At 71.3% G+C, this 24,088-nt stretch carries 23 protein-coding genes; 13 read left to right on the top strand and 10 right to left on the bottom strand.

Features of this window, described 5'->3' with window-relative positions:
* Position 1 precedes the first annotated feature (1 nt).
* Positions 2 to 1,453: a sugar ABC transporter permease gene (locus CRYAR_RS30055; protein ID WP_051571125.1), complete on the top strand. Its 1,452-nt coding sequence runs from the start codon at positions 2 to 4 to the stop codon at positions 1,451 to 1,453.
* 8 nt (positions 1,454 to 1,461) lie between these two features.
* A complete protein-coding gene (locus CRYAR_RS30050) occupies positions 1,462 to 2,631 on the top strand; it encodes an ROK family transcriptional regulator (RefSeq protein WP_035856685.1) in 1,170 nt (389 codons plus the stop codon).
* Positions 2,632 to 2,668: 37 nt separating this feature from the next.
* Here CRYAR_RS30050 and CRYAR_RS30045 read toward each other — a convergent pair whose 3' ends face one another.
* The gene (locus tag CRYAR_RS30045) at positions 2,669 to 3,652 is read right to left on the bottom strand and encodes a sugar phosphate isomerase/epimerase family protein (protein ID WP_211247705.1); all 984 of its coding nucleotides are present in this window, start codon (positions 3,650 to 3,652) and stop codon (positions 2,669 to 2,671) included.
* Positions 3,653 to 3,832: 180 nt separating this feature from the next.
* On the opposite strand from CRYAR_RS30045, the gene CRYAR_RS30040 reads away from it, so the two are divergent.
* From CRYAR_RS30040 to CRYAR_RS29995, 10 genes are all read left to right on the top strand, one after another.
* On the top strand, positions 3,833 to 4,711 hold the full coding sequence (locus CRYAR_RS30040; RefSeq protein WP_035856683.1) for a transketolase: 879 nt from the start codon (positions 3,833 to 3,835) through the stop codon (positions 4,709 to 4,711).
* Entirely contained in the window at positions 4,708 to 5,655 is a 948-nt protein-coding gene (locus CRYAR_RS30035) for a transketolase family protein (protein WP_035856682.1), read from the top strand. Before CRYAR_RS30040 ends, CRYAR_RS30035 begins: the two co-directional genes overlap by 4 nt.
* Entirely contained in the window at positions 5,642 to 7,180 is a 1,539-nt protein-coding gene (locus CRYAR_RS30030) for an FGGY family carbohydrate kinase (RefSeq protein WP_051571123.1), read from the top strand. The genes CRYAR_RS30035 and CRYAR_RS30030 overlap by 14 nt, the downstream gene beginning before the upstream one ends.
* Positions 7,177 to 7,917, top strand: a complete 741-nt coding sequence (locus CRYAR_RS47625) for a DUF2291 family protein (protein ID WP_051571122.1) — start codon at positions 7,177 to 7,179, stop codon at positions 7,915 to 7,917. The genes CRYAR_RS30030 and CRYAR_RS47625 overlap by 4 nt, the downstream gene beginning before the upstream one ends.
* Positions 7,914 to 9,479 (top strand): sugar ABC transporter ATP-binding protein, encoded by a 1,566-nt coding sequence (locus CRYAR_RS30020; protein ID WP_035856680.1) that lies wholly within the window; start codon positions 7,914 to 7,916, stop codon positions 9,477 to 9,479. Before CRYAR_RS47625 ends, CRYAR_RS30020 begins: the two co-directional genes overlap by 4 nt.
* Positions 9,476 to 10,573, top strand: coding sequence for an ABC transporter permease (locus CRYAR_RS30015; RefSeq protein WP_035856679.1), 1,098 nt, complete (start codon positions 9,476 to 9,478; stop codon positions 10,571 to 10,573). The genes CRYAR_RS30020 and CRYAR_RS30015 overlap by 4 nt, the downstream gene beginning before the upstream one ends.
* 44 nt (positions 10,574 to 10,617) lie before the next feature.
* The gene (locus tag CRYAR_RS30010; protein WP_035856678.1) at positions 10,618 to 11,610 is read left to right on the top strand and encodes a D-ribose ABC transporter substrate-binding protein; all 993 of its coding nucleotides are present in this window, start codon (positions 10,618 to 10,620) and stop codon (positions 11,608 to 11,610) included.
* A 69-nt stretch (positions 11,611 to 11,679) separates the two neighbouring features.
* Entirely contained in the window at positions 11,680 to 12,648 is a 969-nt protein-coding gene (locus tag CRYAR_RS30005) for a sugar-binding transcriptional regulator (RefSeq protein ID WP_035856677.1), read from the top strand.
* A gap of 63 nt (positions 12,649 to 12,711) precedes the next feature.
* Positions 12,712 to 13,104, top strand: coding sequence for an ATP-binding protein (locus tag CRYAR_RS30000; protein WP_063725945.1), 393 nt, complete (start codon positions 12,712 to 12,714; stop codon positions 13,102 to 13,104).
* Between the two features lie 24 nt (positions 13,105 to 13,128).
* On the top strand, positions 13,129 to 13,869 hold the full coding sequence (locus tag CRYAR_RS29995) for an MBL fold metallo-hydrolase (protein WP_035856676.1): 741 nt from the start codon (positions 13,129 to 13,131) through the stop codon (positions 13,867 to 13,869).
* On the opposite strand, the gene CRYAR_RS29990 is transcribed toward CRYAR_RS29995, so the two are convergent.
* Together CRYAR_RS29990 and CRYAR_RS29985 are read right to left on the bottom strand one after the other, a co-directional pair.
* Positions 13,866 to 15,383 carry a peptidase M16 family protein gene (locus CRYAR_RS29990; RefSeq protein WP_051571119.1) on the bottom strand — a complete coding sequence of 506 codons (1,518 nt, stop codon included), beginning with the start codon at positions 15,381 to 15,383 and terminating at the stop codon, positions 13,866 to 13,868. The genes CRYAR_RS29995 and CRYAR_RS29990 overlap by 4 nt on opposite strands.
* Entirely contained in the window at positions 15,380 to 16,327 is a 948-nt protein-coding gene (locus CRYAR_RS29985) for a hypothetical protein (RefSeq protein WP_051571118.1), read from the bottom strand. The genes CRYAR_RS29990 and CRYAR_RS29985 overlap by 4 nt, the downstream gene beginning before the upstream one ends.
* A 215-nt stretch (positions 16,328 to 16,542) precedes the next feature.
* Between CRYAR_RS29985 and CRYAR_RS29980 the strand changes: the two genes are divergently transcribed.
* A complete protein-coding gene (locus CRYAR_RS29980) occupies positions 16,543 to 19,356 on the top strand; it encodes a hybrid sensor histidine kinase/response regulator (RefSeq protein ID WP_051571117.1) in 2,814 nt (937 codons plus the stop codon).
* Positions 19,357 to 19,369: 13 nt separating this feature from the next.
* Here CRYAR_RS29980 and CRYAR_RS29975 read toward each other — a convergent pair whose 3' ends face one another.
* The 7 genes from CRYAR_RS29975 to galK are packed head-to-tail and all read right to left on the bottom strand — an operon-like array spanning position 19,370 to position 24,078.
* Positions 19,370 to 19,726, bottom strand: a complete 357-nt coding sequence (locus tag CRYAR_RS29975) for a hypothetical protein (RefSeq protein ID WP_035856675.1) — start codon at positions 19,724 to 19,726, stop codon at positions 19,370 to 19,372.
* A gap of 9 nt (positions 19,727 to 19,735) precedes the next feature.
* Positions 19,736 to 20,152, bottom strand: a complete 417-nt coding sequence (locus CRYAR_RS43840) for a type II toxin-antitoxin system VapC family toxin (RefSeq protein WP_051571116.1) — start codon at positions 20,150 to 20,152, stop codon at positions 19,736 to 19,738.
* Entirely contained in the window at positions 20,149 to 20,415 is a 267-nt protein-coding gene (locus tag CRYAR_RS29965; protein ID WP_035856674.1) for a hypothetical protein, read from the bottom strand. The genes CRYAR_RS43840 and CRYAR_RS29965 overlap by 4 nt, the downstream gene beginning before the upstream one ends.
* 26 nt (positions 20,416 to 20,441) lie before the next feature.
* A complete protein-coding gene (locus CRYAR_RS29960) occupies positions 20,442 to 21,074 on the bottom strand; it encodes a nitroreductase family protein (RefSeq protein ID WP_035856673.1) in 633 nt (210 codons plus the stop codon).
* A 4-nt stretch (positions 21,075 to 21,078) separates the two neighbouring features.
* The gene (gene galT / locus CRYAR_RS29955; protein ID WP_035856672.1) at positions 21,079 to 22,158 is read right to left on the bottom strand and encodes a galactose-1-phosphate uridylyltransferase; all 1,080 of its coding nucleotides are present in this window, start codon (positions 22,156 to 22,158) and stop codon (positions 21,079 to 21,081) included.
* Positions 22,155 to 22,964: a DeoR/GlpR family DNA-binding transcription regulator gene (locus tag CRYAR_RS29950; protein ID WP_035856671.1), complete on the bottom strand. Its 810-nt coding sequence runs from the start codon at positions 22,962 to 22,964 to the stop codon at positions 22,155 to 22,157. Before CRYAR_RS29950 ends, galT begins: the two co-directional genes overlap by 4 nt.
* Positions 22,954 to 24,078, bottom strand: coding sequence for a galactokinase (gene galK / locus CRYAR_RS29945; RefSeq protein WP_035856670.1), 1,125 nt, complete (start codon positions 24,076 to 24,078; stop codon positions 22,954 to 22,956). Before galK ends, CRYAR_RS29950 begins: the two co-directional genes overlap by 11 nt.
* Positions 24,079 to 24,088: the final 10 nt, after the last annotated feature.

The raw sequence follows: 24,088 nt of genomic DNA, 5'->3' as shown, positions 1-24,088 counted from the left end.
GATGACTACTGACAACAAGGGTTACAGCGTCGCGTCCGACGCGAGCGTGCTCGACTCCACGCCGGAGGCCGACGCCGCCGCATTCGCCTCGGACGCCGGACCGCGCAACGTGGTCGACGCCTTCAAGGGCTACGTCGGGAAGGTTCGCGGCGGTGAGGGCGGCGCGCTACCGGCCATCCTCGGCGCGCTGGTGCTGGTCATCATCTTCGCCAACACCAGCGACGTCTTCCTGAGCAAGGGCAACTTCGCGAACCTGCTCCAGCAGGCCGCGCAGATCTCCGTGCTCGGCATGGGCATGGTGTTCGTCCTGCTGATCGGCGAGATCGACCTGTCGGCCGGTACCGCCGGTGGTGTCTGCGCCGCCAGCCTGGCGCTGGCGCTGAACAACGACGGCGACCTGCAGGCGTCGCTCGGCACCGGCGTGTTCGTCGCGCTGATGCTGATCATGGTCGCGACCGTCGCGCTCGCCGCGCTGTCCAAGCTGTGGATCCCGGCCGTGATCATCGCGCTGGGCATCGTGGTCGCGGTGGCCCACCTCGGGACGACGCAGCTGCTCGCGATGTTCCTCTCGGTCGCCGTGGGCACCTCGATCGGTACCCTGATCGGCTTCCTGGTCGCCCGCGTCGGCATCCCGTCGTTCATCGTCACGCTGGCGTTGTTCCTGGCCTGGCAGGGTGTGCTGCTGAAGTTCATCGGCACCGGTGCGGCCATCCCCACCCGGAACTTCGACCTCGTCGACAAGATCGAGAACGGCTACATGCCGGTCGTGTTCGCCTGGGTGGTCTGGGCGCTCGCGATGCTCGCCTACCTGGGCACGACCGCGTACCGCTCGATCAGCCGGCGCCGGTCCGACCTGTCGGCCGAGCCGCTCGACCTGGTGTTCGTCCGGGCGGGCGCGATCGCGGTCGTCACCGGTATCGCGGTGTTCGTGCTCAACCAGGACCGGTCGCGCACCGTGTTCGCGAAGATCCAGGGCGTCCCGTGGGCCGTGCTGATCGTCGCGATCGTGTTCGTGTTCTGGACCTACGTCCTGACCCGGACGCAGTACGGCCGCTTCCTCTACGCGGTCGGCGGCAGCCGTCAGGCCGCGCGCCGGGCCGGTATCGACGTGACCCGGATCCGGATGTCGGCGTTCATCATCTGCTCCGGCATGGCCGGCCTCGCCGGCATCATCGGGGCGTCCTACCTGGGTGGTGTGCCGTCGGACTTCGGTAAGAACACCGACGTCCTCTACGCGGTGGGTGCCGCGGTCATCGGTGGTACGTCGCTGTTCGGCGGCCGGGGCAAGGTTCGGGACGCGGTCATCGGTGCGATCGTGATCGCGATGATCCCGAACGGTCTGAACCTGATCAAGAACATCAGCTCGGCCTACGTGTTCCTGGTCACCGGGCTGGTGCTGCTGGTCGCGGCCGGCGCGGACGCGCTGTCGCGACGCAACCCCGCAGAAGACTGATCCCAGCCGTGCCCCGTTCCACGGTGGTGCGACCGGAGGAGATCCGGCGACACAACCTCGGTCAGGTGCTGAGCCAGATCCACCGGCACGGCGAGTTGACCCGGGCGGAGCTCACCACTTCGCTCGGGCTCAACCGCAGCACGATCGGTGACCTGGTCGGTGACCTGGTGCGGCGGGGGATGGTGGACGAGCACGTCCCGGGTGGCGGTGAGAAGGCCGGACGGCCGTCGCACGTGGTGGCGCCCCGTCCGGACGGGCCGTACGTACTGGCCGTCGAGCTCGACGTCGAGCGGATCGTCTCCGCGGCGGTCGGACTCGGCGGCCGGGTGCACGTGCGCCGGGAGACCGCGATCGCGGAGCCCGCTCCCGGCGAGGTCGTCGGCCGGATCGCGGCCGACGCCCTCGCGCTGGCCGCCGAGATGCCGGCCAGCGCCACGCTGGTGGGCGTCGGGGTGAGCGTGCCCGGCACGGTGCACGCCACCGAGGGGCTGGTCGTGCACGCGCCGAACATCCGGTGGCGGGACGTCCCGCTCGGCCACGCGCTGGCCGAGCGGCTCCCCGGCCTCGACATCCGGATCGGCAACAACGCGAACCTCGGCGCGCTCGCCGAGCACCAGCGCGGGGCGGCCCGGCAGATGCGTGACGTCGTCTACGTCACCGGGTCGGTGGGTGTCGGTGGCGGCGTGATCGTCGACGGCACGCTGCTGCAGGGCTCGCACGGGTACGCCGGCGAGATCGGGCACATCATGCTCGACCCCGACGGCCCCAGCTGCCACTGCGGCAGCAACGGGTGCGTCGAGACGATCATCGGCGAGCACGCGCTGCTGCGCTACGCCGGGGTGAACGACCTCGGGCCGGCCGCCGTGGCCGCGGTGCTGGCCGACGCGGAGCGTGGTTCGCCGCGTGCCGCCGAGGCGGTGGCCCGGGTGGCGACGTCGCTGGGGCGCACGCTGGCGATCCTCATCAACGTCTTCAACCCGGAGGCGGTGGTGGTGGGCGACACGCTCGCCGAGATCCTGCGGATCGAGTGCGCCACGATCGAGCGCGAGCTCGGTCATCGCGCGAAGGTCGAGTCGCGGGCCGCCACGCCGCTCATCACGCCCGCGCTGGGTCGCGACTCGGCGCTGATCGGGGCGTCGGAGTTAGCCTTCCAGCACGTCCTCGCGAGCGCCGTCTGAGGCGTGAACGTCGGAAACGTTCACGCCTCTTCCGGAGCTACTCCGGCAGCGTGCTGAGCAGCGCCCTGCGGATGAGCCGCTGGGCCGCCAGCGCGTCCTGTGCCTTCTGAGCCGCCCGCAGCGCCTCGTGGTCGACCAGGTCGATCGCCCGGTAGATCGCTCGCATCACGTCGATGCCGTCCCGGGCCGCCTGCACCTGGTCCTCGCGGAACGGGAACTGGTCGAGCTGCCAGATCCCCTCCCAGCCGAGCTGACGCAGCGTGTAGAAGAACTCGAACGTCTCGGTGAGGTGCACCGAGCCGACGACCATGTCGTCGTCCCAGCCGCGGAAGTTGTCGTTGACGTCGATCGCGAACAGCCGGCCGCGTGAGATCGCGAGCTGGGCCGCGTCCGCCGGTGACTCCCCGCCGTAGAGCGAGTGTCCGAAGTCGAGCAGGATGCCGACGTTCGGCTGCCCCATCTCCTCGATCGCGAGCAGCGTCCGGGCGACGCCGGAGAACACCATGCGGTTGCGCGGTTCCCGGGGCTTGTATTCGATCGCGAACTTCAAGTCGGGGAACGTGGTCGCGAGTTCGCGCACACCCTCCACCGAGTACTTCCAGATCTCGGCGTAGTCGGCCTGGAACGGGTAGTCCCACCCGTCCTGCCCCGGCCACAGCTTGATGTAGTCGACGCCCAGTTCGCGCCCCACCTCGGCGCCGGCCGAGATCAGCTCGATCGCCTCGCGACGCACGGCGGCGTCGGGGTTGGTGAACGCGCCCTTGACGAACGTGCGCGTGTAGATCTCGGGCGTGATCGCGATCGCGCGCAGGTTGTTGCGCTTCAACGCGTCCGCCACGTCCGCGACCGGCAGGTCGGCGGGGGCGAACGGGAAGGTCAGGTCGACGACCGAGAGCGAGCCCACCTGGCCGGCCCGGTCGATCGCCTCGAGCGTGCTGACCGGGGGACCGTAGCCGTCGGTGGCGTAGCGATCGACGTACTGCCCGAAGTGCCAGATGCCGGCACCGAATAACGGCTCCATGTGAATATCCATTCATAGCCGAATGGGAGTTGCGGTCAACGTAGTTTCCGGCGCGTTACCTGTCAATCGTGGAGTCCACGCCGTACTGCATCGATGCAGCTGCGAACGGACGCTTGACGAAAGGCGAAACTCGGCGCCAGTGTGTGCGTATGCAAATTCGAGCCAGAATAGATATTCACCATGTTAGTGGCTGATCCGCCGCTGGCCGCGGAATACCGAGAGCTGCGCTCGAGGCTCACCGGGCTCAGCGAGGAAGAGAAGGCCGCGGAGCTGCGGACGATCGCGCTCGCCGTCCGGCGCAGCATCGTCGAGATGATCAGCACCGCGAAGTTAGGCCACATCGGCGGCGACTTCTCCGTCACCGACATCATGGTCACCTGCTTCGCCGGCGTGCTGAACCTCGACCCGGCCCGGCCGCACTGGGCCGACCGCGACCGTTTCGTCCTGTCGAAAGGTCACTGCGCCGCCGCGCTGTACTCCACGCTCGCGTACTGCGGCTTCTTCCCGCGCACGGAGCTGACGACGTTCATGGCGCCCTTGTCGGCGCTGAACGGCCACCCCAACCGGGTGAAGGTCCCCGGTGTGGAGACGAACAGCGGCCCGCTCGGCCACGGCTTCCCGGTCGCCACCGGCGCCGCCCTCGCCGCCCAGCTCGACGGCAAGTCCTGGCGGACCGTCGTCGTCCTCGGTGACGGAGAGATGCAGGAAGGCAGCAACTGGGAGGCGGCGATGACCGCCAGCCACTACGAGCTGGCGAACCTCACCGCGATCGTCGACCGCAACCGGCTCCAGCAGGGTGCGCGCACCGAGGACACGAAGGCGCTCGAGCCGCTCGGCGACAAGTGGACCAGCTTCGGCTGGGAGCTGCGCGACATCGACGGCCACGACCACGTCGCGATCCTGCAGGCCCTCGAGCCGTCGACCACCGGCAAGCCGGTCGCGGTCGTCGCCAACACGATCAAGGGCAAGGGCGTCTCGTTCATGGAGGACCGGGTCGAGTGGCACCACAAGGTGCCGACCCCGGAGCAGGTCCGCCTCGCCCTCGAGGAGCTGGTGTGAGCACCGAGGAGTTCGACTGTCGCCAGGACTTCGCCGACGAGCTGATCAAGCTCGCCGAAGCCGACGAGCGGATCGTCGCGGTCTGCAACGACTCGGTCGGCTCGAGCAACCTGGTCGGGTTCCGCGACCGGTTCCCGGAGCGCCTGATCAACGTCGGCATCGCCGAGCAGGACCTGGTCGGCGTCGGCGCCGGTCTGGCCAACGGCGGCAAGATCCCGTTCGTCTCGGCCGCCGCGCCGTTCCTCACCGGCCGGGCGCTGGAGCAGATCAAGGCCGACGCCGCCTACAGCGAGACGCACGTGATCCTGTGCGGGCAGAGCCCGGGCATGGCCTACGGCGAGCTCGGCCCCACCCACCACTCGATCGAGGACCTGTCCTGGATGCGGGCGGTCGCGAACCTGCCGGTCGTCGTGCCGGCCGACCCGGTGCAGACCCGCCAGGCCGTGCGCTGGGCGGTCGAGAACCCGGGTCCGGTGTACATCCGGATCCCGCGCTTCAAGGTCCCGGTGGTCACGGCCGAGGACGCGCCGTTCGGTCCCGGCGTCTCCACCACGCTCACCGACGGCGACGACGTCACGGTGATCGCGATCGGCACGCTGGTGTCGCGGGCGTTGGAGGCCGCCGAGCTGCTGCGCGCCGAAGGCATCGGGCTCCGCGTCGTCAACATGCCGTTCGTCGACCCGTTCGACGCCGAGGCCGTGCTCGCCGCCGCCCGCGAGACGCGGGGCATCGTCACCGCCGAGGAAGCCACGGTCAGCGGTGGCCTCGGCGCGGGTATCGCGTCGCTGGTCGCGACCGAGCACCCGGTCCGGATGCGCATCCTCGGCATCCCGAACGTGTTCGCGCCCACCGGCAGCGCGTCCTTCCTGCTCGAGCACTTCGGGCTGACCGCAGACGGCATCGCCGCCGCCGCCAGAGAGCTGCTCGGGCATGGCCGGTCCTGACCCGCTGATCCTGGCGGTCGACCAGGGCACCAGCGCCACCAAGGCGCTCCTGGTCGACGTCTCCGGCACCGTCGTCGCCTCCGCCTCCGTGCCGCTCGGTGCTTCGCACCCGCGGCCGGGGTGGGTGGAACAGGACGCGTCCGAGGTCTGGCACAGCGTCCGTTCGGCCGTCGGTTCCTTCTCGGCCGACGACGTGCGGCGCGTCGCCGCGGTGGGGCTGAGCACGCAGCGCGAGTCGCTCGTGCTCTGGGACCGTGCGACCGGGCAGCCGCTCGGGCCGCTGCTGGGCTGGCAGGACCGGCGGACGGCGGCCCGCTGCGCCGAGTTACGGGCGACCGGGGTGGGGCCGCTGGTCGAAGAGATCAGCGGGTTGCCGCTGGACCCGATGTTCTCCGCGCTCAAGGCGCAGTGGCTGCTCGACGAGTACGACCCGGACCGGCGGCGCAGCACGGCCGGGGAACTGTGCCTCGGGACGATCGACTCCTGGCTGTTGTTCCATCTGACCGGCGCTCACGTCACCGAGATCAGCAACGCGTCGCGGACGCAGCTGCTCGACGTGCGGCGGGGCGTCTGGGACACCCGCCTCCTCGAGCTGTTCGGGGTTCCGGCCGAGGTCCTCGGTGACGTCACGCCGTCGGACGGGCCGTTCTCGCCCGTACGCGGGTTCGCGCCGCTGCCCGACGGGGTTCCGGTGCGGGCCGTACTCGGTGACTCCCACGCCGCGCTCTACGCCCACGCGGGCTGGGAGCCGGGCGTCGTCAAGGCGACGTACGGCACGGGGTCGTCGGTGATGGCGGTCGTCTCCGGACCCACCGCGGCCACCCACGGGCTGTGTCTCACGGTGGCCTGGCAGGTGGGTGGGGCCGCTCCGACGCTCGCGCTGGAGGGCAACATCCGCTCGTCCGGGCGGACGCTGACCTGGCTCGCGGAGCTGTTCGAGGTGGACACGACCGCACTGCTGGAGTCGGCGGGGCCCTCGTCCGAGGGGGTTTCGCTGGTGCCGGCGTTCGGCGGGCTCGGCGCACCCTGGTGGGACGCCGACGCGGTCGCCACGGTGAGCGGGCTGACGCTCGGCACCTCTCGTCCGGCGCTGGCGCGGGCCGCGATCGAGTCGGTCGCGTTCCAGGTCGAGGACGTCGTCGCGGCGGTGGAAGCGGCCGGTAGCCCGGTCGAGACGCTGCTGACCGACGGCGGGCTCTCGCGGAGCGCGACGGTCATGCAGGCCCAGGCCGACCTCTCCGGCCGCGCGGTCCGCCGCGCCGACGGGGCCGACCTCTCCGCCCTGGGCGTAGCCCGTCTGGCCGCGAACGGTGTCGGCCCGGGCCGGTGGAAGCAGGGCGCGACCACCGACTACACCCCGGGGATGGCGCCGGAAGAGCGCCGCACAGCGCGCGAGGGATGGTACGGCGCGGTGGCCCGAGCCCGGCTCACCCCGGCCGCGTCGCCCGCGCCGGACATGTCGTCCGTGAGCGACGACCCGAACGCACCCACTACTGATTCTCTTGCCTCGAGGAGGCTTTCGTGACGTCGTCATCGTCGACCGAGTCACCGGCCGAGGCCGTCTCCGAGCCGACGCCAGCCGCGGCGGGGACGCGCCGGCAGGCGGCCCGCACCCGGACCGTGGCCACCCGGCCGAGCCGGAAGGTCCGCGCGATCCAGGCGGGTGTGGTCGTCGTCGTGCTCGCGGCGATGGGCCTCGCCACCGAATGGCGCGACGCCGACGCCCCGGCCACCCGAGCCGCGGCCGAGCAGACCTTCGACCCGGCCAAGTACGGCGCCGAGACCTTCCCGAAGGTCGCGCCCCTGATCGAGAGGAACGCGACCCCGCTCACCGAACTCGTCCCGGCACTCAAGGCCGACGCGGACGCCGCCGGCGAGAAGTACGGCAAGCGCGTGGGCAGCAGCCCCTACAGCTTCCCGGTCAGCGTCGACGGCACCGGAGCCGATCTGAACGGCAGTCTGCTCGCGCTCACCGTCGAGGGCCTCCCGCCGGGCACCCAAGTCTGGGTCCAGGTCGGACCGGCGATCACCGGCACCTCGCTGCGCGACGCGACCGGCACGATCAAGTTCGGCGACTTCCTCAACCAGGTGCAGTACTCCGACGCCGGCACCGCACTGAACAACGAGGTGCGGACCAAGGTGCTCGCCGGCGTCCAGCCGAACGCACTCAAGGGCAAGAAGATCTCGGTCGTCGGCGCGTTCACCTTCCTCACCCCCGAGGTCGTGACCCTCACCCCGGTGACGTTCGAGGTGACGCCGTGACCGCCGCGGAGCAAGCGAACCAGGGCAACCGGAGCGTGCTCAGCGCGTCCCGGATCACCAAGGTCTTCGGCGGCACCCACGCCCTCACCGGCGTCGACTTCGCCGCGCGGGCCGGGCGCGTCACCGCGCTGTTCGGCGAGAACGGCGCCGGCAAGTCCACGCTGATGAAGATCCTGGCCGGCATCGAGACGCCCACCACCGGCCACGTCGCCGTCGACGGCGAACCGGTCGTGTTCACCAGCGCCCGGCACGCGGCCGACACCGGGATCGTCATCATCCACCAGGAGCTCAGCCTCTGCGCGAACCTCTCGATCGAGGACAACCTGTTCCTCGGCCGGGAGCGGATCACCCCGGCGTTCGCGGTCGACCGCAAGGGGGAGCGGACCGCCTCGGCGGCCATCCTGAAGCGGCTCGAGGAGGAGATCGACCCCCGGACTCTCGTCGGGGACCTCCGCCTGGGTCAGCAGCAGTTGGTCGAGATCGCCCGCGCGCTCCTGCAGGACGCCCGGGTGCTGATCATGGACGAACCGACCTCCGCGCTCAGCGAACCCGAGGTCGAGGTGCTGTTCCGGATGATCCGCGAACTCACCGCCGACGGGGTCGCGGTCGTCTACATCTCCCACCACCTCGACGAGGCGCTGGAGATCGCCGACGACGTCGTCGTGCTGCGTGACGGGTCGCTCGTGGCCACGGCCGAGGCCGACGACGTCGACCTGGGCTGGATCGTGCGTCAGATGGTCGGCCGGGACCAGGACTCGCTCTTCCCGGACCGGGACACCGTCCTCGGCGACGAGCTGCTCACGATCACCGACCTGGTCGTGCCGGACCCGTCGAACTCGGACCGGCTCGCGGTCGACGGGCTGACGCTGCGCGTGCGGGCCGGGGAGATCGTCGGTCTCTACGGGCTGATGGGCGCCGGGCGCACCGAGCTGCTCGAGGCGCTCGCCGGCCGGATCCCGATCCAGTCCGGTGAAGTGGCGTTGGCCGGTGAGGTCCTGGGCCGGGAGACCATCCGGGAGCGGATCGCCCGCGGGCTGATGCTGGTGCCCGAGGACCGGCAGCGGGACGGGCTGGTCCAGACGATGAGCGTGGGGGAGAACCTCTCGCTCGCCGGTCTGCTCGCGTTCGCCCGGCGCGTGTTCCTGAACCGCCGCGACGAGGACACCGCGGTCAGCCGCACCATCACCGACGTCACGGTGAAGACGAGCAGCCCGAGGTCGCCGATCGGCTCGCTCTCGGGCGGCAACCAGCAGAAGGTCGTGATCGGCAAGGCGCTGCTCACCGATCCCCGGGTGCTGCTGCTCGACGAGCCCAGCCGCGGTGTCGACGTCGGCGCGAAGGCCGACGTGTTCGCGCTCATGGCCGAGCAGGCCCAGCGCGGCCTGGCCGTGCTGTTCACCACCTCCGAGGCCGAGGAGGCGCTGCACGTCCCCGACCGCCTGCTGGTGCTCTCGCGCGGCCGGATCGTCGGGGAGTTCACGCGCGGAGCCCTCACCCGCGAAGACCTGATGGCCGCCTCCGGCGGCAGTGTCCCGTCGACGAAGACCGGAGAGGCGTCATGACCGCCACCGTCACCCCACCGACCGAGGAACGCCGCGAAGCGGCGGCCTCCGCCGCTGCCCAGGCCAACCGGCTGCGCGTGCTGAACGTGGTGTTCGAGGCCCGCGCGTTCATCGCGCTCGCCGTGCTGATCATCGTGTTCACGCTGCTCTCGGACACGTTCCTCACGGTGACGAACGTGATCACGATGACCAAGCACGTCGCGATCAACGGCATCCTCGCGCTCGGCATGCTGCTGGTGATCCTGAAGGGCGGCATCGACCTGTCGGTCGGCTCGATCGTGGGACTGTCCGGGGTGGTCGCCGGTGAGCTGCTCGGCGGCGTGAAGCTGTTCGGCGTCATCGCCTACCCGCCGGTCTGGGTGACGATCCTGGTCGCGATCGCGGTCGGCACGCTCGTCGGCGCGGTCAACGGCATCCTGGTGACCCGGTTCAACGTGGCGCCGTTCATCGCGACGCTGGGCATGCTCTACGTGGCCCGCGGCGCGGCCCTGCTGATCTCCGACGGCGAGACCTACCCGAACCTGGGCGGTGACCCGGAGCTCGGCAACACCGGGTTCAACTACCTCGGCGGCGGCAAGATCCTCGGCATCCCGGTCTCGATCTACCTGCTGGCGATCCTCGCGGTCGTGTTCACGGTACTGATCCGCAAGGCGCCGTTCGGCCGGTGGCTCTACGCGACCGGCGGCAACGAGCGGGCGGCCGAGCTCTCCGGTGTGCCGGTCAAACGGGTCAAGGCCCGCGTCTACATGATCTCCGGCGCCTGCGCGGCGCTGGCCGGCCTGATCATCGCGTCCGAGCTCACCTCGGCCGCACCGCAGGCCGGTGAGACGTTCGAGCTCAACGCGATCGCGGCCGTCGTCATCGGCGGCGCCGCGCTCTCCGGTGGCCGAGGCAACGTCCGCGGCACGCTCGTCGGCGCGTTCGTCATCGGCTTCCTCGCCGACGGCCTGGTCAACCTGGGCGTCTCGACGTTCTGGCAGATCCTCATCAAGGGCGCGGTGATCGTGCTCGCGGTGATGCTCGACCAGGGCCAGCAGCGCTTCCAGAAGCGCGGGGCCGCGGCGGCCGCCGCGGCTCAAACCTCAGCTTCCTGACTCCCGACCCCCGAGAAGTCCTCACTGTGGAGGTACCACCCCCCATGTCTCTCAGACTGCGCCGCCTGGCCGCGGCCGGCCTCGCCCTCACCCTCGGCGCGTTCTCGCTCGCCGCGTGCGGCGGCGACGACAGCGACTCGGCGAGCAGCGGCTCGTCGTCCGGTGACGCCGGCGGCCTGATCGCCATCATCACCCCGTCGCCCGACAACCCGTTCTTCAAGGCCGAGGCGGACGCGGCCGCCGCGAAGGCCAAGGAACTCGGCTACGAGACCTCGGTCGCGTCGCACGACGACGACCCGAACAAGCAGAGCGAGCTGATCGACGCCGCGATCTCGCGGAAGGCCAAGGCGATCATCCTCGACAACGCCGGCGCCGACGCCTCGATCGGCCCGGTCACCAAGGCGAAGGACGCCGGCATCCCGGTGTTCCTGATCGACCGGGAGATCAACAAGACGGGCGTCGCCACCGCCCAGATCGTCTCCAACAACGCCCAGGGTGCCCAGCTGGCGGCGCAGGAGTTCGTCAAGGGCATGAAGAGCAAGGGCAACTACGTCGAGCTGACCGGCAAGGAGTCCGACACGAACGCCGGTGTGCGGTCGAAGGGCTACGCCGACGTCATCTCGCAGTACCCGGCGATGAAGAAGGTCGCCAGCGTGAGCGCCAACTGGGACCAGCAGGAAGCGTTCACCAAGATGGAGACGATCATCCAGAAGAACAAGGACATCCAGGGCGTCATCGCCGGCAACGACACGATGGCGCTGGGCGCGGTCGCGGCGCTCAAGGGCGCGGGCCTGCTGGACAAGGTCGTGGTCGTCGGCTTCGACGGCAGCCCCGACGCGATCGCGGCGATCAAGGCCGGCGAGATGCTCGCCACCGCCCTGCAGCCGGCGGCGCTCGCCGCCGAGCAGGCCGTCGAGCAGGCCGACGCCACGATCAAGGACGGCAAGTCCGGCAAGGAAGAGAAGCAGTCGATCGACTGCGAGATCGTCACCAAGGCGAACGCCGACGAGTTCGGGGTGTTCGCGCGCAAGTCCTGACCCGGTGTCGGTGGGGCCGCTCCGGCGGCCCCACTACACTTCGCCTGAATAAATATGAGGGAGACGCCGATGCCGGTCACCGGCGTGCGTACCGCGGCGGCCGAGCAGCTCCGGATGCTGGCGAAGGTCGCGCGGATGTACCACGAGCAGGGCATGCGCCAGCCCGAGATCGCCGCGCAACTAAACATTTCGCAGCCGCGCGTCTCCCGCCTGTTGAAAGAGGCCACGACCCGCGGGATCGTCCGCACGGTCGTCGTGCTGCCGCCCGGCGTCCACACCGAGCTGGAGGAGAAGCTCCAACAGCGTTACGGGCTGCGTGACGCGGTCGTCGTCGACACCGAAGGCTCGAACGGCGACGTCATCCCGGCGCTCGGCGCGGCCGCCGCGGTGTACCTGGACGCGACGCTCAAGGGCGGCGATGTCATCGGCATCTCGTCCTGGAGCGAGTCGCTGCTCGCCGCCGTCGACGCCATGCACCCCAAACACACGTCGGTCGCCGACCGGGTCGTGCAGATCGTCGGGGGCGTGGGCAGCCCGGAGGCGCAGGTGCAGGCCACCCGCCTCACCGGCCGGCTGGCCGAGCTGACCGGAGCCCGGCCGGTGTTCGTGCCGTCGCCCGGGCTGGTCGGCACCCCGGCGATCCGCCGGGCGCTGACCCAGGACGACGCGGTCGCCGCCGTGATGGCGCAGTGGAAGGAACTGACCGTCGCGCTCGTCGGCATCGGCAGCCTCGAGCCGTCGCCGCTGCTGCTGCGTTCGGGCAACGCGGTAGCCGAGGCCGACCAGGGCGAGCTGCGTTCGCTCGGCGCGGTCGGCGACGTCTGCCTGCGGTTCTTCGACGACCACGGGCGCCCGGTGAAGTCCCGGTTCGATCAGCGGGTCGTCGGCATCTCCAGCGCCGACTTACGGACGATCGACCGGCGGGTCGCGGTCGCCGGCGGCGAGCGCAAGCTCTCCGCGATTCGGGCCGCTCTACTGAACGATTGGGTGAACGTGCTGATCACGGACGTGGACACGGCCGAGCGCCTGGTCTCCTGAGCTCCGGGTTGTTTCACCGTGCGGGTCCTGGCAAATACTGGGACTGTGGAGGTGATCAGTCCGATGCGCACCGACTGCGACCCGACCGTCGAGCTCGACGAGGCGCACGCGCCGACGCCGGCCGCGACGGCCGAGATCCGGCGGACCGTTCGTGACCTGCTCACCCAGTGGCGGATCGGGGGCACCGCCGCCGAGGACATCCTGCTCGTCGTCCACGAGCTGGTCGCGAACGTCGTCGACCACGCCCGGACGCCGTTCCGCCTCGCGGTCAAACTGTGCGGCTCGTTCGTGAAGGTCTCGGTGCACGACGAGAGCTGCCGGCCGGTCGTCGTGCGCGAGCTCGACCCGCTCTCCACCCGCGGCCGCGGACTCCCGCTCATCGCCGCGATCGCCGACAAGTGGGGCTGCCAGGAGCAGCCCGACGGCAAGACGGTCTGGGCCGCGATCCCCGTGTAACGGCTCTTGCTACCGTCGCGGACCATGGGCACCCCTACCGTGACGGAAGTAGCCGATCGTGTGCATTTTGTCGAAGGCGACGCGGTCAACTGGGTCGTACTGGCCGACGGCGACGCGGTCACGTTGATCGACGCCGGGTATCCGGGGGACGTCGACGCGGTCCGGCAGTCACTGGACCTGATCGGGTACCGGCCCGCCCAGATCGCGGCCGTGCTGGTGACGCACGGGCACATCGATCACATCGGCTCGCTCCCGCAGCTGGTGACCGGGTCGACGACGCCGGTGTACCTCTCGTCTCCGGAGGTGCGTCACGTGCACGGTGAGTACCGGGAGCAGGCCACGCCGGTCGACGTCCTGCGTAACGTGTTCCGGCCCGGCTTCCTGCCCTGGGGGCTCCACGTGCTGCGGGTCGGGGGCACGAAGCACGTGACGCTGCCCGACGCAAAGCCGTTCCCGGCGGACGGTCCGCTCGACCTGCCCGGGCGCCCGGTGCCGGTGCTGACGCCCGGCCACACCTCGGGCCACACCTGTTATCTCCTGCCGGACCACGGGGTGATCGTCACCGGCGACACATTGGTGACCGGGCATCCGACGTCACCGGTCACCGGCCCGCAGCTGCTCCACCCGATCTTCCACCACGACCTGGACCGCACGGTGGCGACGCTGGACACGCTCGAAGCCCTGGACGCCGACCTGGTGCTGCCGGGCCACGGACACCTCCACCGCGGCCCCGTCGCCGACGCCGCCGCCCGCGCCCGCCCCTAGCTCTTCCTCCTCCGGAAGAGGCCCGATTTCTCCGGCGGCGCGGGCACGACGGGTTCCGGCGGGGTCGGCCGGGGGATCTCCGACTCGTCCCGCGCCGGCATCCGCACCACCAGGTGCGGTGGCAACCCGGTCCCGACCTGGTAGAGCACCGCGGGGTCACCGGCGATCATCGTCGGCTCCACCGCGACCCGCATGCCGTCGTGACCGATCAGCAGCCGGCCGCCGTCCGGCCAGATCAGCATCGCGGCGCACTCCGCGTACAGCACGGTCGCGGCCTCGTCGCCGATCACCCGGCTGACGCCGGTCGGCCCGATGTGGAACCGGTCCTGATCGTCGTCGACCACCGCGTAGGTGTAACCCGGCACCACGGTGTACGAGGTCGTCGGGGCGGCGGTGAACCCGGCCCAGTCGGCGCTGTGGCCCGGCGGCACCAGCAGCAGGCCGGTCGTCATCGCCGCGGCCGCCACCCCGGCGACCTGCTCGACGGTGACCGCGTCCAGCTCGGCCAGCCGTTCCTCCAGCGTCCGGATCGGCTGGCCGGCCAGCAGCGCGTTCGCCTGCGCGCTCAGCATCGCGGCCTCGGCCTCCGGGTCGGTGAGCGCCTCCCGCCGCTTCGTCCTCGCCGCGTCGACGTCGGCCGGATCGACCCGCCCGACCGCGAGCGTCAGCAGCGCGTCGATCATCCCGCCGAGCACCGCGGACTGCTTCTCGGGCAGCGCGTCGGCGACCGCGGTCACCTCGGCGGTGCCGTGCGCGTGCGCGGCGTAGCCGGTCGCGGTGGTGTACGACAGGCCGCTGGCCTGGCGCAGCTCGCGGAACAGCTCCCGCTGCAGCACGTCGGAGTAGAGCTGCGACGCCGCGCCGATCGGCACGACCGCGTCGAACGCGGCGCCGTTCAGCGGCCCCTGGAAGTACGCCGGGGTGACCGGCAGCGCGCTGGTGACGGCCGGCGGCGCCCAGCGTCGGCCGCCGCTCGGGAGCGGGAGCCGCAACCCCGACGGCACCCCGTCACCGGCGATCCAGAGCGCCGCGTTCTCCTTGGTGAACCAGGTACGCAACCAGTGCTGGATCTCGTCCGGGGAGATCACCGGGACGCCGTACTCCAGGTACCCCGGCAGGCCGTACCCGCGGGCGCCGTACCGCCAGGGCGCGAGGACGTGGGACGGCGTCAGCGACCGCCCGGACTCCTCGGTGAGCAGCACCTGCCGTTCGATCTCCAGGCGCTCCATCGGCAGCGCACCCAGCGACGTGCAGACGCCGGTGAGGAACGAGACCACGTCGTGCTCGCGGCCGCGCAGGTGGAACTCGGTGAACGCGGCGCCGGTGCGTCCGTTGTAGTGGTAGTCGGCCTGGCCGGTGGTGAAGAGCGCCAGGTGCTCGATCAGGTGCGTGATGCCGGCGCGTGCCAGCACCTCGTCGGCGTACCCGACGCGGAACACCAGCCCGGCGCTCATCGGGCCACTGACCGACGCGATCAGCGTCGGAACCCCGTCGACCTCGGTTTCCTTGATCATGCTCCACCCGCCATCGAGAACGACTCGGCCCGGCACGCGTAGAAGTTCTCGACGCCGTCGCCGGGGAGCCGGTCCCACCAGGACTCGGACGCGAACTCACCCATGGCCCGGAAGAACACGGCCGCGTACGAGTGGAGGCCGGCGATGTTGAAGAACGCCGCGAACTCGTTCAGCGCCCCGACCCAGCCGGGCTCGCGCCGGAAACCGGGGTGCAGCACCGAACGTTGCGCGGCGGCCCACACCTCCTGGTGACCTTCCCGGAGGACGCGGCCGGGCTCGTCGTCCCCGCCCACGGCCCACTGCTCCAGGAACACGGTGGCGAGCACCGCACCGTTCAGGCCGCCCGGCGGGGACTGGGCGACGCACTCCCGTGCGAACGCGTACGCGGTCTCCCAGCTGCCGCCCCACTTGGGGCAGGTGTGCTGCAGATGGGAGCTCTGCGCGGAGTAGCTGTCGGGAACGACCCGGGCGAGCCGGTCGTAGCGGCGCCGCCCCTCCGCGACCCCGAGGGAGAGACCCATCGCCGTCGTGAGCCGGCCCTTCCAGGCGAGCATCGCCCGGGGATCGCGCGCGGTGACGTCCATCAGCGTGCGCTCGGCGTCACGCAGGTGGTCGTGCAGGGCGGCGAACTGCTCGCGGGACACCCGGCTGGCCGCGTAGCTGGTGCGGATCCGCCAACCGGCGCTGATCAGGCAGTAGCCGAGGATCGTCGCGGCCATCGGGGACGGCTCCCGCGCCACGACCTGCCGGAAGAACTGATCGGAGCCGGGCACGTCGGCGATGAGCCAGATCGCCGACGACGCGGCCTGCCAACCTCGGAGCTGCTGGAACCCGGCGGCGATCGCCGGCCAGTCACCGGCCTTGGTGGCGGCCGGAAAGACTCTCAGCTCCGGGTGAGTTGTGGTGACTTCGAACGCCGCTGGTAAGGGCTTCTCCCCGGACACCGCGGCATCGTACCGCTACGCGCCGGCGTCGGAATCGCGAAAATGCTTCAGGTCGCCGGGGTTCGCGCCGATGAGCCGACGGGTGCGATTCGGGTGCTTCTCGCCGGACGCCCGGACGCGCGCACCCACCGACGGACGAGGGGGCAGCGCTGGCCGGCGCGGGGAGGGAGCCATCCGCGACCGGTCCGGACGAATCGTCCGGACCGTCCGGCCCCGTGCCCCAGGAGGTCCCGGCCTCGCGCCCGTTCGCCGCCCGGCTCACGGTCGGGCGGCTGCTCGCGATCGGCTTCCTGCTCGCGATGCTCGTGCTGGCGATCATCGGGCTGAGCGCCTACGTCCGGATCGGGACGCTCCTGCAGGAACGCGCGCCGGTCGATCACTCCTACGACGTCCTGCACCGTATCGACGTCGTGCGCCAGCGGTTCCTGGACGCCGAGCGCGGGCAGCGCGGTTACGTCATCACGGGGCGGGAGAGCTACCTGTTCCCGTACCTGGAGGCGACCCGCCAGGTCGGCAAGGACCTCGCGCAACTGCGGGCGGCCACCGCCGACAACCCGCGCCAGCAGGACATGCTCGACGCGCTGGACCCGCCGGTGCAGGTGAAGATCGCGATCATGGCCGAGACCGTGTCGCTGCGCCGCAACGCCGGCTTCGACGCGGCACGCAGCTTCACGGTGTCGGGCCAGGGCTCGGCCGCGATGATCCAGATCTCCAGCGGCCTGGACGCCATGCGGGCCGAGGAGGTGCGGCTGCTGGTCGAGCGGCAGGCCGCGAGCAGGCAGAGCGCGCTGAACACCCGCGCGCTGATCCTGTGGGGCTCGAGCGCGGCGGTGCTCGTCGTCGGACTGGGGGCGTGGTGGGTGACGCGCCGGATCACCCGGCCGATCAAGGAGGTCACCGCGGCCGCGAACCGGATCACCGACGGCGACCTCAGCCGCCGGGCCGACGTGTCCGGGCCGGTGGAGCTGGAACGCATGGGACAGGCCGTCAACGACTCGATCGAGGCGATCTCGCAGGCCCGTGACCAGGCGGTCGCGGCGGCCGCGGCGAAGTCCGCGTTCCTGGCGACGATGAGCCACGAGATCCGGACGCCGATGAACGCGGTGATCGGCATGACCGGGCTGCTGATGGACACCGATCTCGACAACGACCAGCGCGAGTTCGTGAAGACGGTCCGCGACTCCGGCGAGGCGCTGCTCGGCATCATCAACGACATCCTCGACTTCTCGAAGATCGAATCCGGCGAGCTCGAACTCGACGACGAGGCGTTCGACCTGCGTGAGTGCATGGACTCGGCGCTCGCGCTGGTGGCGCTGGACGCCGAGCGCAAGGGCCTGGAACTGGTCGGCAGCCTGGACTCGGTCACGCCGCCGGTGCTGCGCGGGGACGTGACCCGGCTGCGTCAGATCATGGTGAACCTGCTCAGCAACGCGGTGAAGTTCACCGCGCTCGGCGAGGTCGTGCTGGCGGTGCGGGGGCGGCCGCTCACCGAGGCGCCGGACGGGCCGGTCGAGCTGACCGCCGAGGTACGCGACACCGGGCCGGGCATCCCGGCCGACCGGATGGACCGGGTGTTCCGGTCGTTCGCGCAGGTCGACTCCTCGACGACCCGGGTGTACGGCGGTACCGGGCTCGGGCTGGCGATCAGCCGCCGGCTCGCGAACGCGATGGGCGGTGACATCGCGGTGCACAGCGCGGTCGGCATCGGCTCGACGTTCACGCTCACCGCGATCCTGACCGGCTGCGTCGACCGGGAACTGCAGCCGGCCGACCACAGCGCGCTGGCCGACGCCCACGCGCTGATCGTCGACGACAACGCGACGAACCGGCGGGTGCTGCGTCTGCAGCTGACCGGCTGGGGGCTGCGCTGCACCGACGTGGCGTCGGCGGCCGAGGCGATCGAGCTGCTGCAAGCGTCCGCGCAGTACGACGTCGCGGTGCTCGACATGCACATGCCGGAGATGGACGGTGCCCGGCTGGCCGGCCGGCTGCGGTCCGCTCCGGCCACCGCGGACCTGCCGCTGATCCTGCTCACCAGCGTCGCCTGGCGGCCGGGCCCCGATCAGCAGAAGTTGTTCGACGCCGTGCTGACCAAACCCGCGCGGGGTTCGACGCTGCACTCGACGCTGGCGCGGGTGGTGGCCCGGGCGCTGCCCGACCTGGACGACGTGACCGAGGCACCGCCGGCGCCGGCGTCGGTTCCGCTGCGGATCCTGCTCGCCGAGGACAACCCGGTGAACCAGAAGGTGGCCCAGCTGATGCTCTCGAAGCAGGGGCACCTGGTCGACACCGTCTCCGACGGCCTGGAAGCGGTGCGTGCCGTGCAGCTCGCGCCGTACGACGTCATCCTGATGGACGTGCAGATGCCGGTGATGGACGGGCTGGAGGCGACCCGCCGGATCCGGGCCGAGGTGCCCGAGGACCGGCAGCCGCACATCATCGCGATGACCGCGAGCGTGCTGGTGGAGGACAAGGCCGCGTGCCGGGCCGCCGGCATGGACGACTACCTGCCCAAACCGGTGCGCGCCGACGATCTGCGCGCGGCGCTCGACGAGTTCGCGCGCTCGGCGTCGCCCGCGCCCGACCTGCCGCCGGTGGGAGCTCCGGCGCTGCTGCGCGAACCCGGGCTGGTGGCCGCGGCCGCCGAGCAGGAGAGCAGCATCCGGGCGCGGTTCGCCGACATCGCCGGGCCGGCCCCCACCGACGGGGAGAAGGAGCTGCTCACCGAGATGGTCGGCGCGTTCGTCAGCACCGCACCGGAGACGCTCGCCGCGCTCCGCGACGCCGTGCACACCGGGGACGCGTCGGCCGCCGCGGAGAAGGCGCACAAGCTCAAGGGCTCGGCGGCCAACATCGGCGCCGGCGCGCTGGCCGACGTGTGCGCGAGCTTCGAGGAGCTGGCGACGCTCGGCTGGCTGTCCGCGACGAACGAACACGACCAGGCCCTGGCCCGCGCGGCCGACGAACTCGACCTCGCCCGCCGCGTGCTCGGTGACCTGATCGCGGAACTCTCACCCGCCCAGCGCTAGACGCCGGCGGGTACTAGAAAGCGAACTCGCCGGTCGGGGTGTGCTGGCGGAAGACCAGCGCCCAGTCCGCGCCCTCCCAGGTGTACAGCGACGTGATCCAGGCCCGGTAGTTCGGCAGCCAGCTCCCGTCGGCGGACGCGTGGTAGTGCACGAGGACGTTGCCGTCGACCAGCAGCAGACGCGGTTCGGACAGCTCGTAGGTCAGCGCCTCGTGCTGCTCCCAGCGGCTGATCAGCTCGTCCCGCTCGACGACACCGGTGGGGAGCACGACGTACCCGTCGGAGGTCATGTGCCGGGCGTAGAACCCGGCGGCCCGGCCCTCGCTGAGCTCCTCCCAGAAGTGCTGCTCCAGCTTCCAGGCCTGATCCATGCCGTGATTCTAGGCCGCGCGTACCTCGTGGTCGGTGACTTTGGGAGCCGCGCTGATCATCCGCTCGTCCTGGGTGACGACCGGCGCGTTCAGCTCCTCGCCGAGCAGCACGTACGTGGCGTCGGCCGACCCGAGGTTCGCGCCCAGTTCCAGCAGCCGGGGCACGGAGGCGTAACCGATCGGGTGCGGGTGGATCGTGATGCCGAGCGAGACGAACAGGTCGGTGGCCTCGGCCGCGTCCTGCCAGGTGATCTGCCCGCCGTTGGTGAGGCCGGAGATGCGGCCCAGCACCTCGGGCAGGAGGATCGGTGGCCCGGCCAGGTCGGCGTTGGCGTCGAGGAACGCTTCGGCCCGCCGGTAGGCCTCGGACTCCGGCGGTGCGAACAACCAGTTGATGACGACGCAGGCGTCGACGACGAACGTCATGCGCCGTTCCAGGCCGCGCGGTCGGCGTCGAGACCCGCGTGCAGTTCGTCGGCGGGGATCGACGGGCGCTGGGAGCGCCGCTGGCGGGCGCGCTCCATCATCTCCGCGCGCTCCCGGAGACGCTCCTGCTCGGCGACCTCGCTGATGTGCTGGCGGATCGCCGCTTGAAGGCTGATCTTCACCCGCGCGGTGGCCGCCCGGAACCGGCGCATGTCGTCCGGGGGGACGTCACGCACGAGAAACGATGTCGGCTCGTCGCTCATACGCCGACGATATCACTGCCGCGATATCACCAGGTGTCGACGTGGAGGACCTCGTCGAGGGGCTGGCGGGCGGCGGGCTTGAAGGTGTCGCCGGTGTAGTAGGCGGTCGGGACCAGGGCCGCCTGGGCGATGCCTTCCGGGATACCGAGCAGCTCCGAGATCGCCGCCTCGTGGCGCAGGTGCAGCGTCGTCCAGGCGGTGCCGAGCCCCCGGGCCCGGGCCGCCAGCATGAAGCTCCACGTCGCCGGCAGGATCGAACCCCACAGGCCGGCCTGGTTGCCCGCCCCCAGCGAGCCGGCGCGGATGCACGGGATCACCAGCACCGGCACCTCGGCCATGTGGTCGGCCAGGTACTGCCCGGAGCTGCCGATGCGCTGCTGCACCGCGGTCCGCTCCGGGTCGTCGGCGTAGAGCGCGCCGGCCGAGCGCCCGGACGCGATGTAGCGCTCCCAGGAGTCCGCGTAGTACGAGGCGATCGCGGCCCGCTTGGACGCGTCGGTGACCACGACCCAGTGCCAGGACTGCGCGTTCGACCCGCTCGGCGCCTGCAGCGCGATGTCCAGACATTCCCGGATCAGCTCGAGGGGAACGTCGCGGGTCAGGTCCAGTCGCTTCCGGACACTGCGGGTCGTGGTCAGCAACTCGTCTGGCGTCAGCATGGGCTCAATTCTCTCCGCGCAACGCCGCGGCGGCCTTCTCGGGGGCGATGTCGTTGATCCACACCGCCGCACCCGACTCCGAGCCCGCCAGGTACTTGAGCTTGCCCGGCGCCCGCCGGATCGAGAACACCTGCAGCGCCAGGTGCCACCGGTCCCGGTCGACGCGGGTCGGCGCCTGCTGCCAGCCCGCGATGTACGGCGCCGGCTGCTCGAACAGCCCGTCGAACCGGCGCAGCACCGCCGGGTAGAGCGACGCCAGTTCGGTGAGCTCGTCCTCGTCGAGCGCGGGCAGGTCGGGCACGTGCCGGTGGGGCACGATCATGACCTCGTACGGCCACCGCGCCGCGAACGGCACGTACGCGGTGAAGTACGTGCCCTTCTCGACGATCCGCGCCCCGGCGGCCTGCTCGGCGGCGAGCAGCGCGCACTGCAGGCACTCGCCGGTGGCGTCGTGGTGCTCACGCAGTGCCTGCCGGGTGCGCTCCATGCGCGGCGGCACGAACGGGTACGCGTAGATCTGCCCGTGCGGGTGCGACAGCGTCACCCCGATCTCCTCGCCCCGGTTCTCGAAGCAGAAGACGTACTCGACGCCGGGGATCTTTCCGAGCGCGACGGTGCGGTTCGACAGGGCGTCCAGGACGGTACGGACCCGCTCCGGCGGCAACTGCGAGAACGCCCCGTTGTGGTCGGACGTGAAGCACACGACCTCGCAGCGCCCGTTGCCCGGTTCGGTGTCGAACAGGCCGTCGGCCGCGGACTTGCCGGTCGAGGCCACCGACAGCGACGGGAACCGGTTCTCGAACACGACCACGTCGTAGTCCGGCGCGGGGATCTCGGTGCGGTGCTCGGCGTCCCGGGTGGGGCAGAGCGGGCACTGGTCGGTCGGCGGCAGGAACGTGCGCGACTGGCGGTGCCCGGCGATCACCACCCATTCGCCGGCCAGCGAGTCCCAGCGGCGCTCGGACGTGCTGGTGACGTGCGGCAGGCCGCGCTCGTCGACGGCCGACCGGTCCTTGCCCGGAGCGTCGTCGAAGTAGAACAGCTCGCGGGAGTCGGAGAGGTGGATCTCCGAGATGTTGCTCATGTGCGGTCTCCGACGGCAGGGTGGTCGGCCGGGGCGTCGACGACGATGAGCTCGCCGACCGACTCGGCCAGGATGTCGTGGGCGGCCGGTGGCAGGCCGCTGTCGGTGATGAGGACGTCCGCGGTGGACAGTGGCCCGAAGTCGGCGAGCCCGACGATGCCCCACTTCGTGGAGTCCGCCAGCACGACGACTTCCCGGGCACTGCCGATCAGCGCGCGGTTGGTCTGGGCCTCGGCCAGGTTGGGGGTGGTCAGCCCGGCATCTGAGTCCATGCCGTGCATGCCGATGAACAGCTGGTCGACGTGGAGCGACGCGATCGACTGGTCGGCGACCGGCCCCACCAGCGCGGCGCTGGGCGTGCGCACCCCGCCGGTGAGGATCACGGTGAACCCGGCCCTGGGGGCCTGGGCCTCCAGGATGTCGGCGACCGTCGTCGAGTTCGTGACGACGGTCAGTTCCGGGATCGCGGTGATGTGGCGGGCCAGCGTCCAGGTGGTGGTGCCGGCCGAGAGCGCGATCGCCGTGCCCGGCGTGATCAGTTCGGCCGCGCGGGCCGCGATCGCCTCCTTCGCCGGCTGCTGCAGTGCGCTCTTGACCGCGAATCCCGGCTCGTCGGTGCGCCGCGAGTTCGCTAGGACGGCGCCGCCGTGCACCTTGTGGAGCACCCCGGCGCGCGCCAGCACCTCCAGGTCGCGGCGGATCGTCATGTCGGAGACGCCGAGCAGCTCGGTGAGGTCGCTGACCCGCACCCCGCCACCCCGGCGGATCTCCTCGACGATGCGCGCCTGCCGTTGGCTAGCCAGCATCCGGGCCGTCCAGGGAGTGGGCCCCGGCGGCCGGTGAGGTCACGAACGCGCGCGGCTCGGTGAAGCCCCGCGCCGACGCCGCGGACACGGCGGCCCGCGTCGCGGCGTCGACCCCGTCGTTGTCGACGAGCGCGATGACGCACCCACCGAAACCGCCGCCGGTCATCCGGGCGCCGTAGGCGCCGGCCGAGAGCACCGCCTCGACCAGGACGTCGACCTCCGGCACCGTGATCTCGAAGTCGTCACGCATCGACGCGTGCGACGCGGTGAGGGCCGGGCCGATCTCGCGCACACGCCCGGCGTCGAGCAGCGCGACGACGTCGGTGACCCGCTCGTTCTCGGTGACGATGTGGCGGGCCCGCTTGACCAGTTCCTCGCCCTCGGTGTCCTTCGCGAGCCGGGTCAGGGCGGCGTCGAGATCGGTCACGTCACGCAGCGCCTGGACGCCGAGCACGTGCGCGGCCCGCTCGCAGGAGCGCCGCCGCGCCGCGTACTCGCCGTCGGCGTGTTGGTGCGGAGCCCTCGAGTCCACCACGAGCAGGGCCAGGCCCTCGGCGGCCAGGTCGAACGGCACCGGACGCACGTCGAGCGAGCGCATGTCGCAGAACAGCACCGACCCGGCCTCGCCGAGCATCGAGGCCAGCTGGTCCATGCCGCCGGTCGGCGCGCCGACGAAGCCGTTCTCGGCCCTGCGCGCGACCGTCACCAGTTCGCGCGGGGAGAGGCCGAGCTCAAGCAGCTCGTTCGCGGCGCCCGCGACCGAGCAGGTCAGCGCGGCCGACGAGGACAGCCCGGCGCCGAGCGGCACGTCGGAGTCGACCGTGACGGTCAGCCCCGGCAGCTCCTCGACGCCCAGCGCCCACAGCACGCCGGCCGGGTACGCGGCCCAGCCGGTGACCCGCTCCGGCTGGAGCGCCGGGACGCGGAGCTCGACCGGCTCGCCCTCCTGCGCGGAGACGAACCGGAGTCTTCCGGAAGGGCCGGGTGAGACCGTCGCTCTGCAGCCGAACTCGATGGCCAGCGGGAGCACGAAGCCGTCGTTGTAGTCGGTGTGCTCCCCGATCAGGTTGACCCGTCCCGGCGCCAGCCAGCTGGCCGATTCCCGCATGCCCATGCCTCCAGCC

Origin of the sequence: Cryptosporangium arvum DSM 44712, from assembly GCF_000585375.1 — a bacterium.
In the GTDB taxonomy this organism is placed as follows: domain Bacteria; phylum Actinomycetota; class Actinomycetes; order Mycobacteriales; family Cryptosporangiaceae; genus Cryptosporangium; species Cryptosporangium arvum.
This window is presented reverse-complemented; position numbering and strand designations above follow the sequence as displayed.

Excerpts from the sequence above, each read along its gene's own strand:
- CRYAR_RS29990 (WP_051571119.1), bottom strand. The coding sequence starts at position 15,383 with ATGATCAAGGAAACCGAGGTCGACGGGGTTCCGACGCTGATCGCGTCG.
- CRYAR_RS30030 (WP_051571123.1), top strand. The coding sequence starts at position 5,642 with ATGGCCGGTCCTGACCCGCTGATCCTGGCGGTCGACCAGGGCACCAGC.
- CRYAR_RS30040 (WP_035856683.1), top strand. The coding sequence starts at position 3,833 with ATGTTAGTGGCTGATCCGCCGCTGGCCGCGGAATACCGAGAGCTGCGC.
- CRYAR_RS29950 (WP_035856671.1), bottom strand. The coding sequence starts at position 22,964 with ATGCTGGCTAGCCAACGGCAGGCGCGCATCGTCGAGGAGATCCGCCGG.
- CRYAR_RS30045 (WP_211247705.1), bottom strand. The coding sequence starts at position 3,652 with ATGGAGCCGTTATTCGGTGCCGGCATCTGGCACTTCGGGCAGTACGTC.
- CRYAR_RS30010 (WP_035856678.1), top strand. The coding sequence starts at position 10,618 with ATGTCTCTCAGACTGCGCCGCCTGGCCGCGGCCGGCCTCGCCCTCACC.
- CRYAR_RS30000 (WP_063725945.1), top strand. The coding sequence starts at position 12,712 with ATGCGCACCGACTGCGACCCGACCGTCGAGCTCGACGAGGCGCACGCG.
- CRYAR_RS30055 (WP_051571125.1), top strand. The coding sequence starts at position 2 with ATGACTACTGACAACAAGGGTTACAGCGTCGCGTCCGACGCGAGCGTG.
- CRYAR_RS29960 (WP_035856673.1), bottom strand. The coding sequence starts at position 21,074 with ATGCTGACGCCAGACGAGTTGCTGACCACGACCCGCAGTGTCCGGAAG.
- CRYAR_RS29995 (WP_035856676.1), top strand. The coding sequence starts at position 13,129 with ATGGGCACCCCTACCGTGACGGAAGTAGCCGATCGTGTGCATTTTGTC.
- galT (WP_035856672.1), bottom strand. The coding sequence starts at position 22,158 with ATGAGCAACATCTCGGAGATCCACCTCTCCGACTCCCGCGAGCTGTTC.
- CRYAR_RS30015 (WP_035856679.1), top strand. The coding sequence starts at position 9,476 with ATGACCGCCACCGTCACCCCACCGACCGAGGAACGCCGCGAAGCGGCG.
- CRYAR_RS43840 (WP_051571116.1), bottom strand. The coding sequence starts at position 20,152 with ATGACGTTCGTCGTCGACGCCTGCGTCGTCATCAACTGGTTGTTCGCA.
- CRYAR_RS29975 (WP_035856675.1), bottom strand. The coding sequence starts at position 19,726 with ATGGATCAGGCCTGGAAGCTGGAGCAGCACTTCTGGGAGGAGCTCAGC.
- CRYAR_RS29965 (WP_035856674.1), bottom strand. The coding sequence starts at position 20,415 with ATGAGCGACGAGCCGACATCGTTTCTCGTGCGTGACGTCCCCCCGGAC.
- CRYAR_RS30005 (WP_035856677.1), top strand. The coding sequence starts at position 11,680 with ATGCCGGTCACCGGCGTGCGTACCGCGGCGGCCGAGCAGCTCCGGATG.
- galK (WP_035856670.1), bottom strand. The coding sequence starts at position 24,078 with ATGGGCATGCGGGAATCGGCCAGCTGGCTGGCGCCGGGACGGGTCAAC.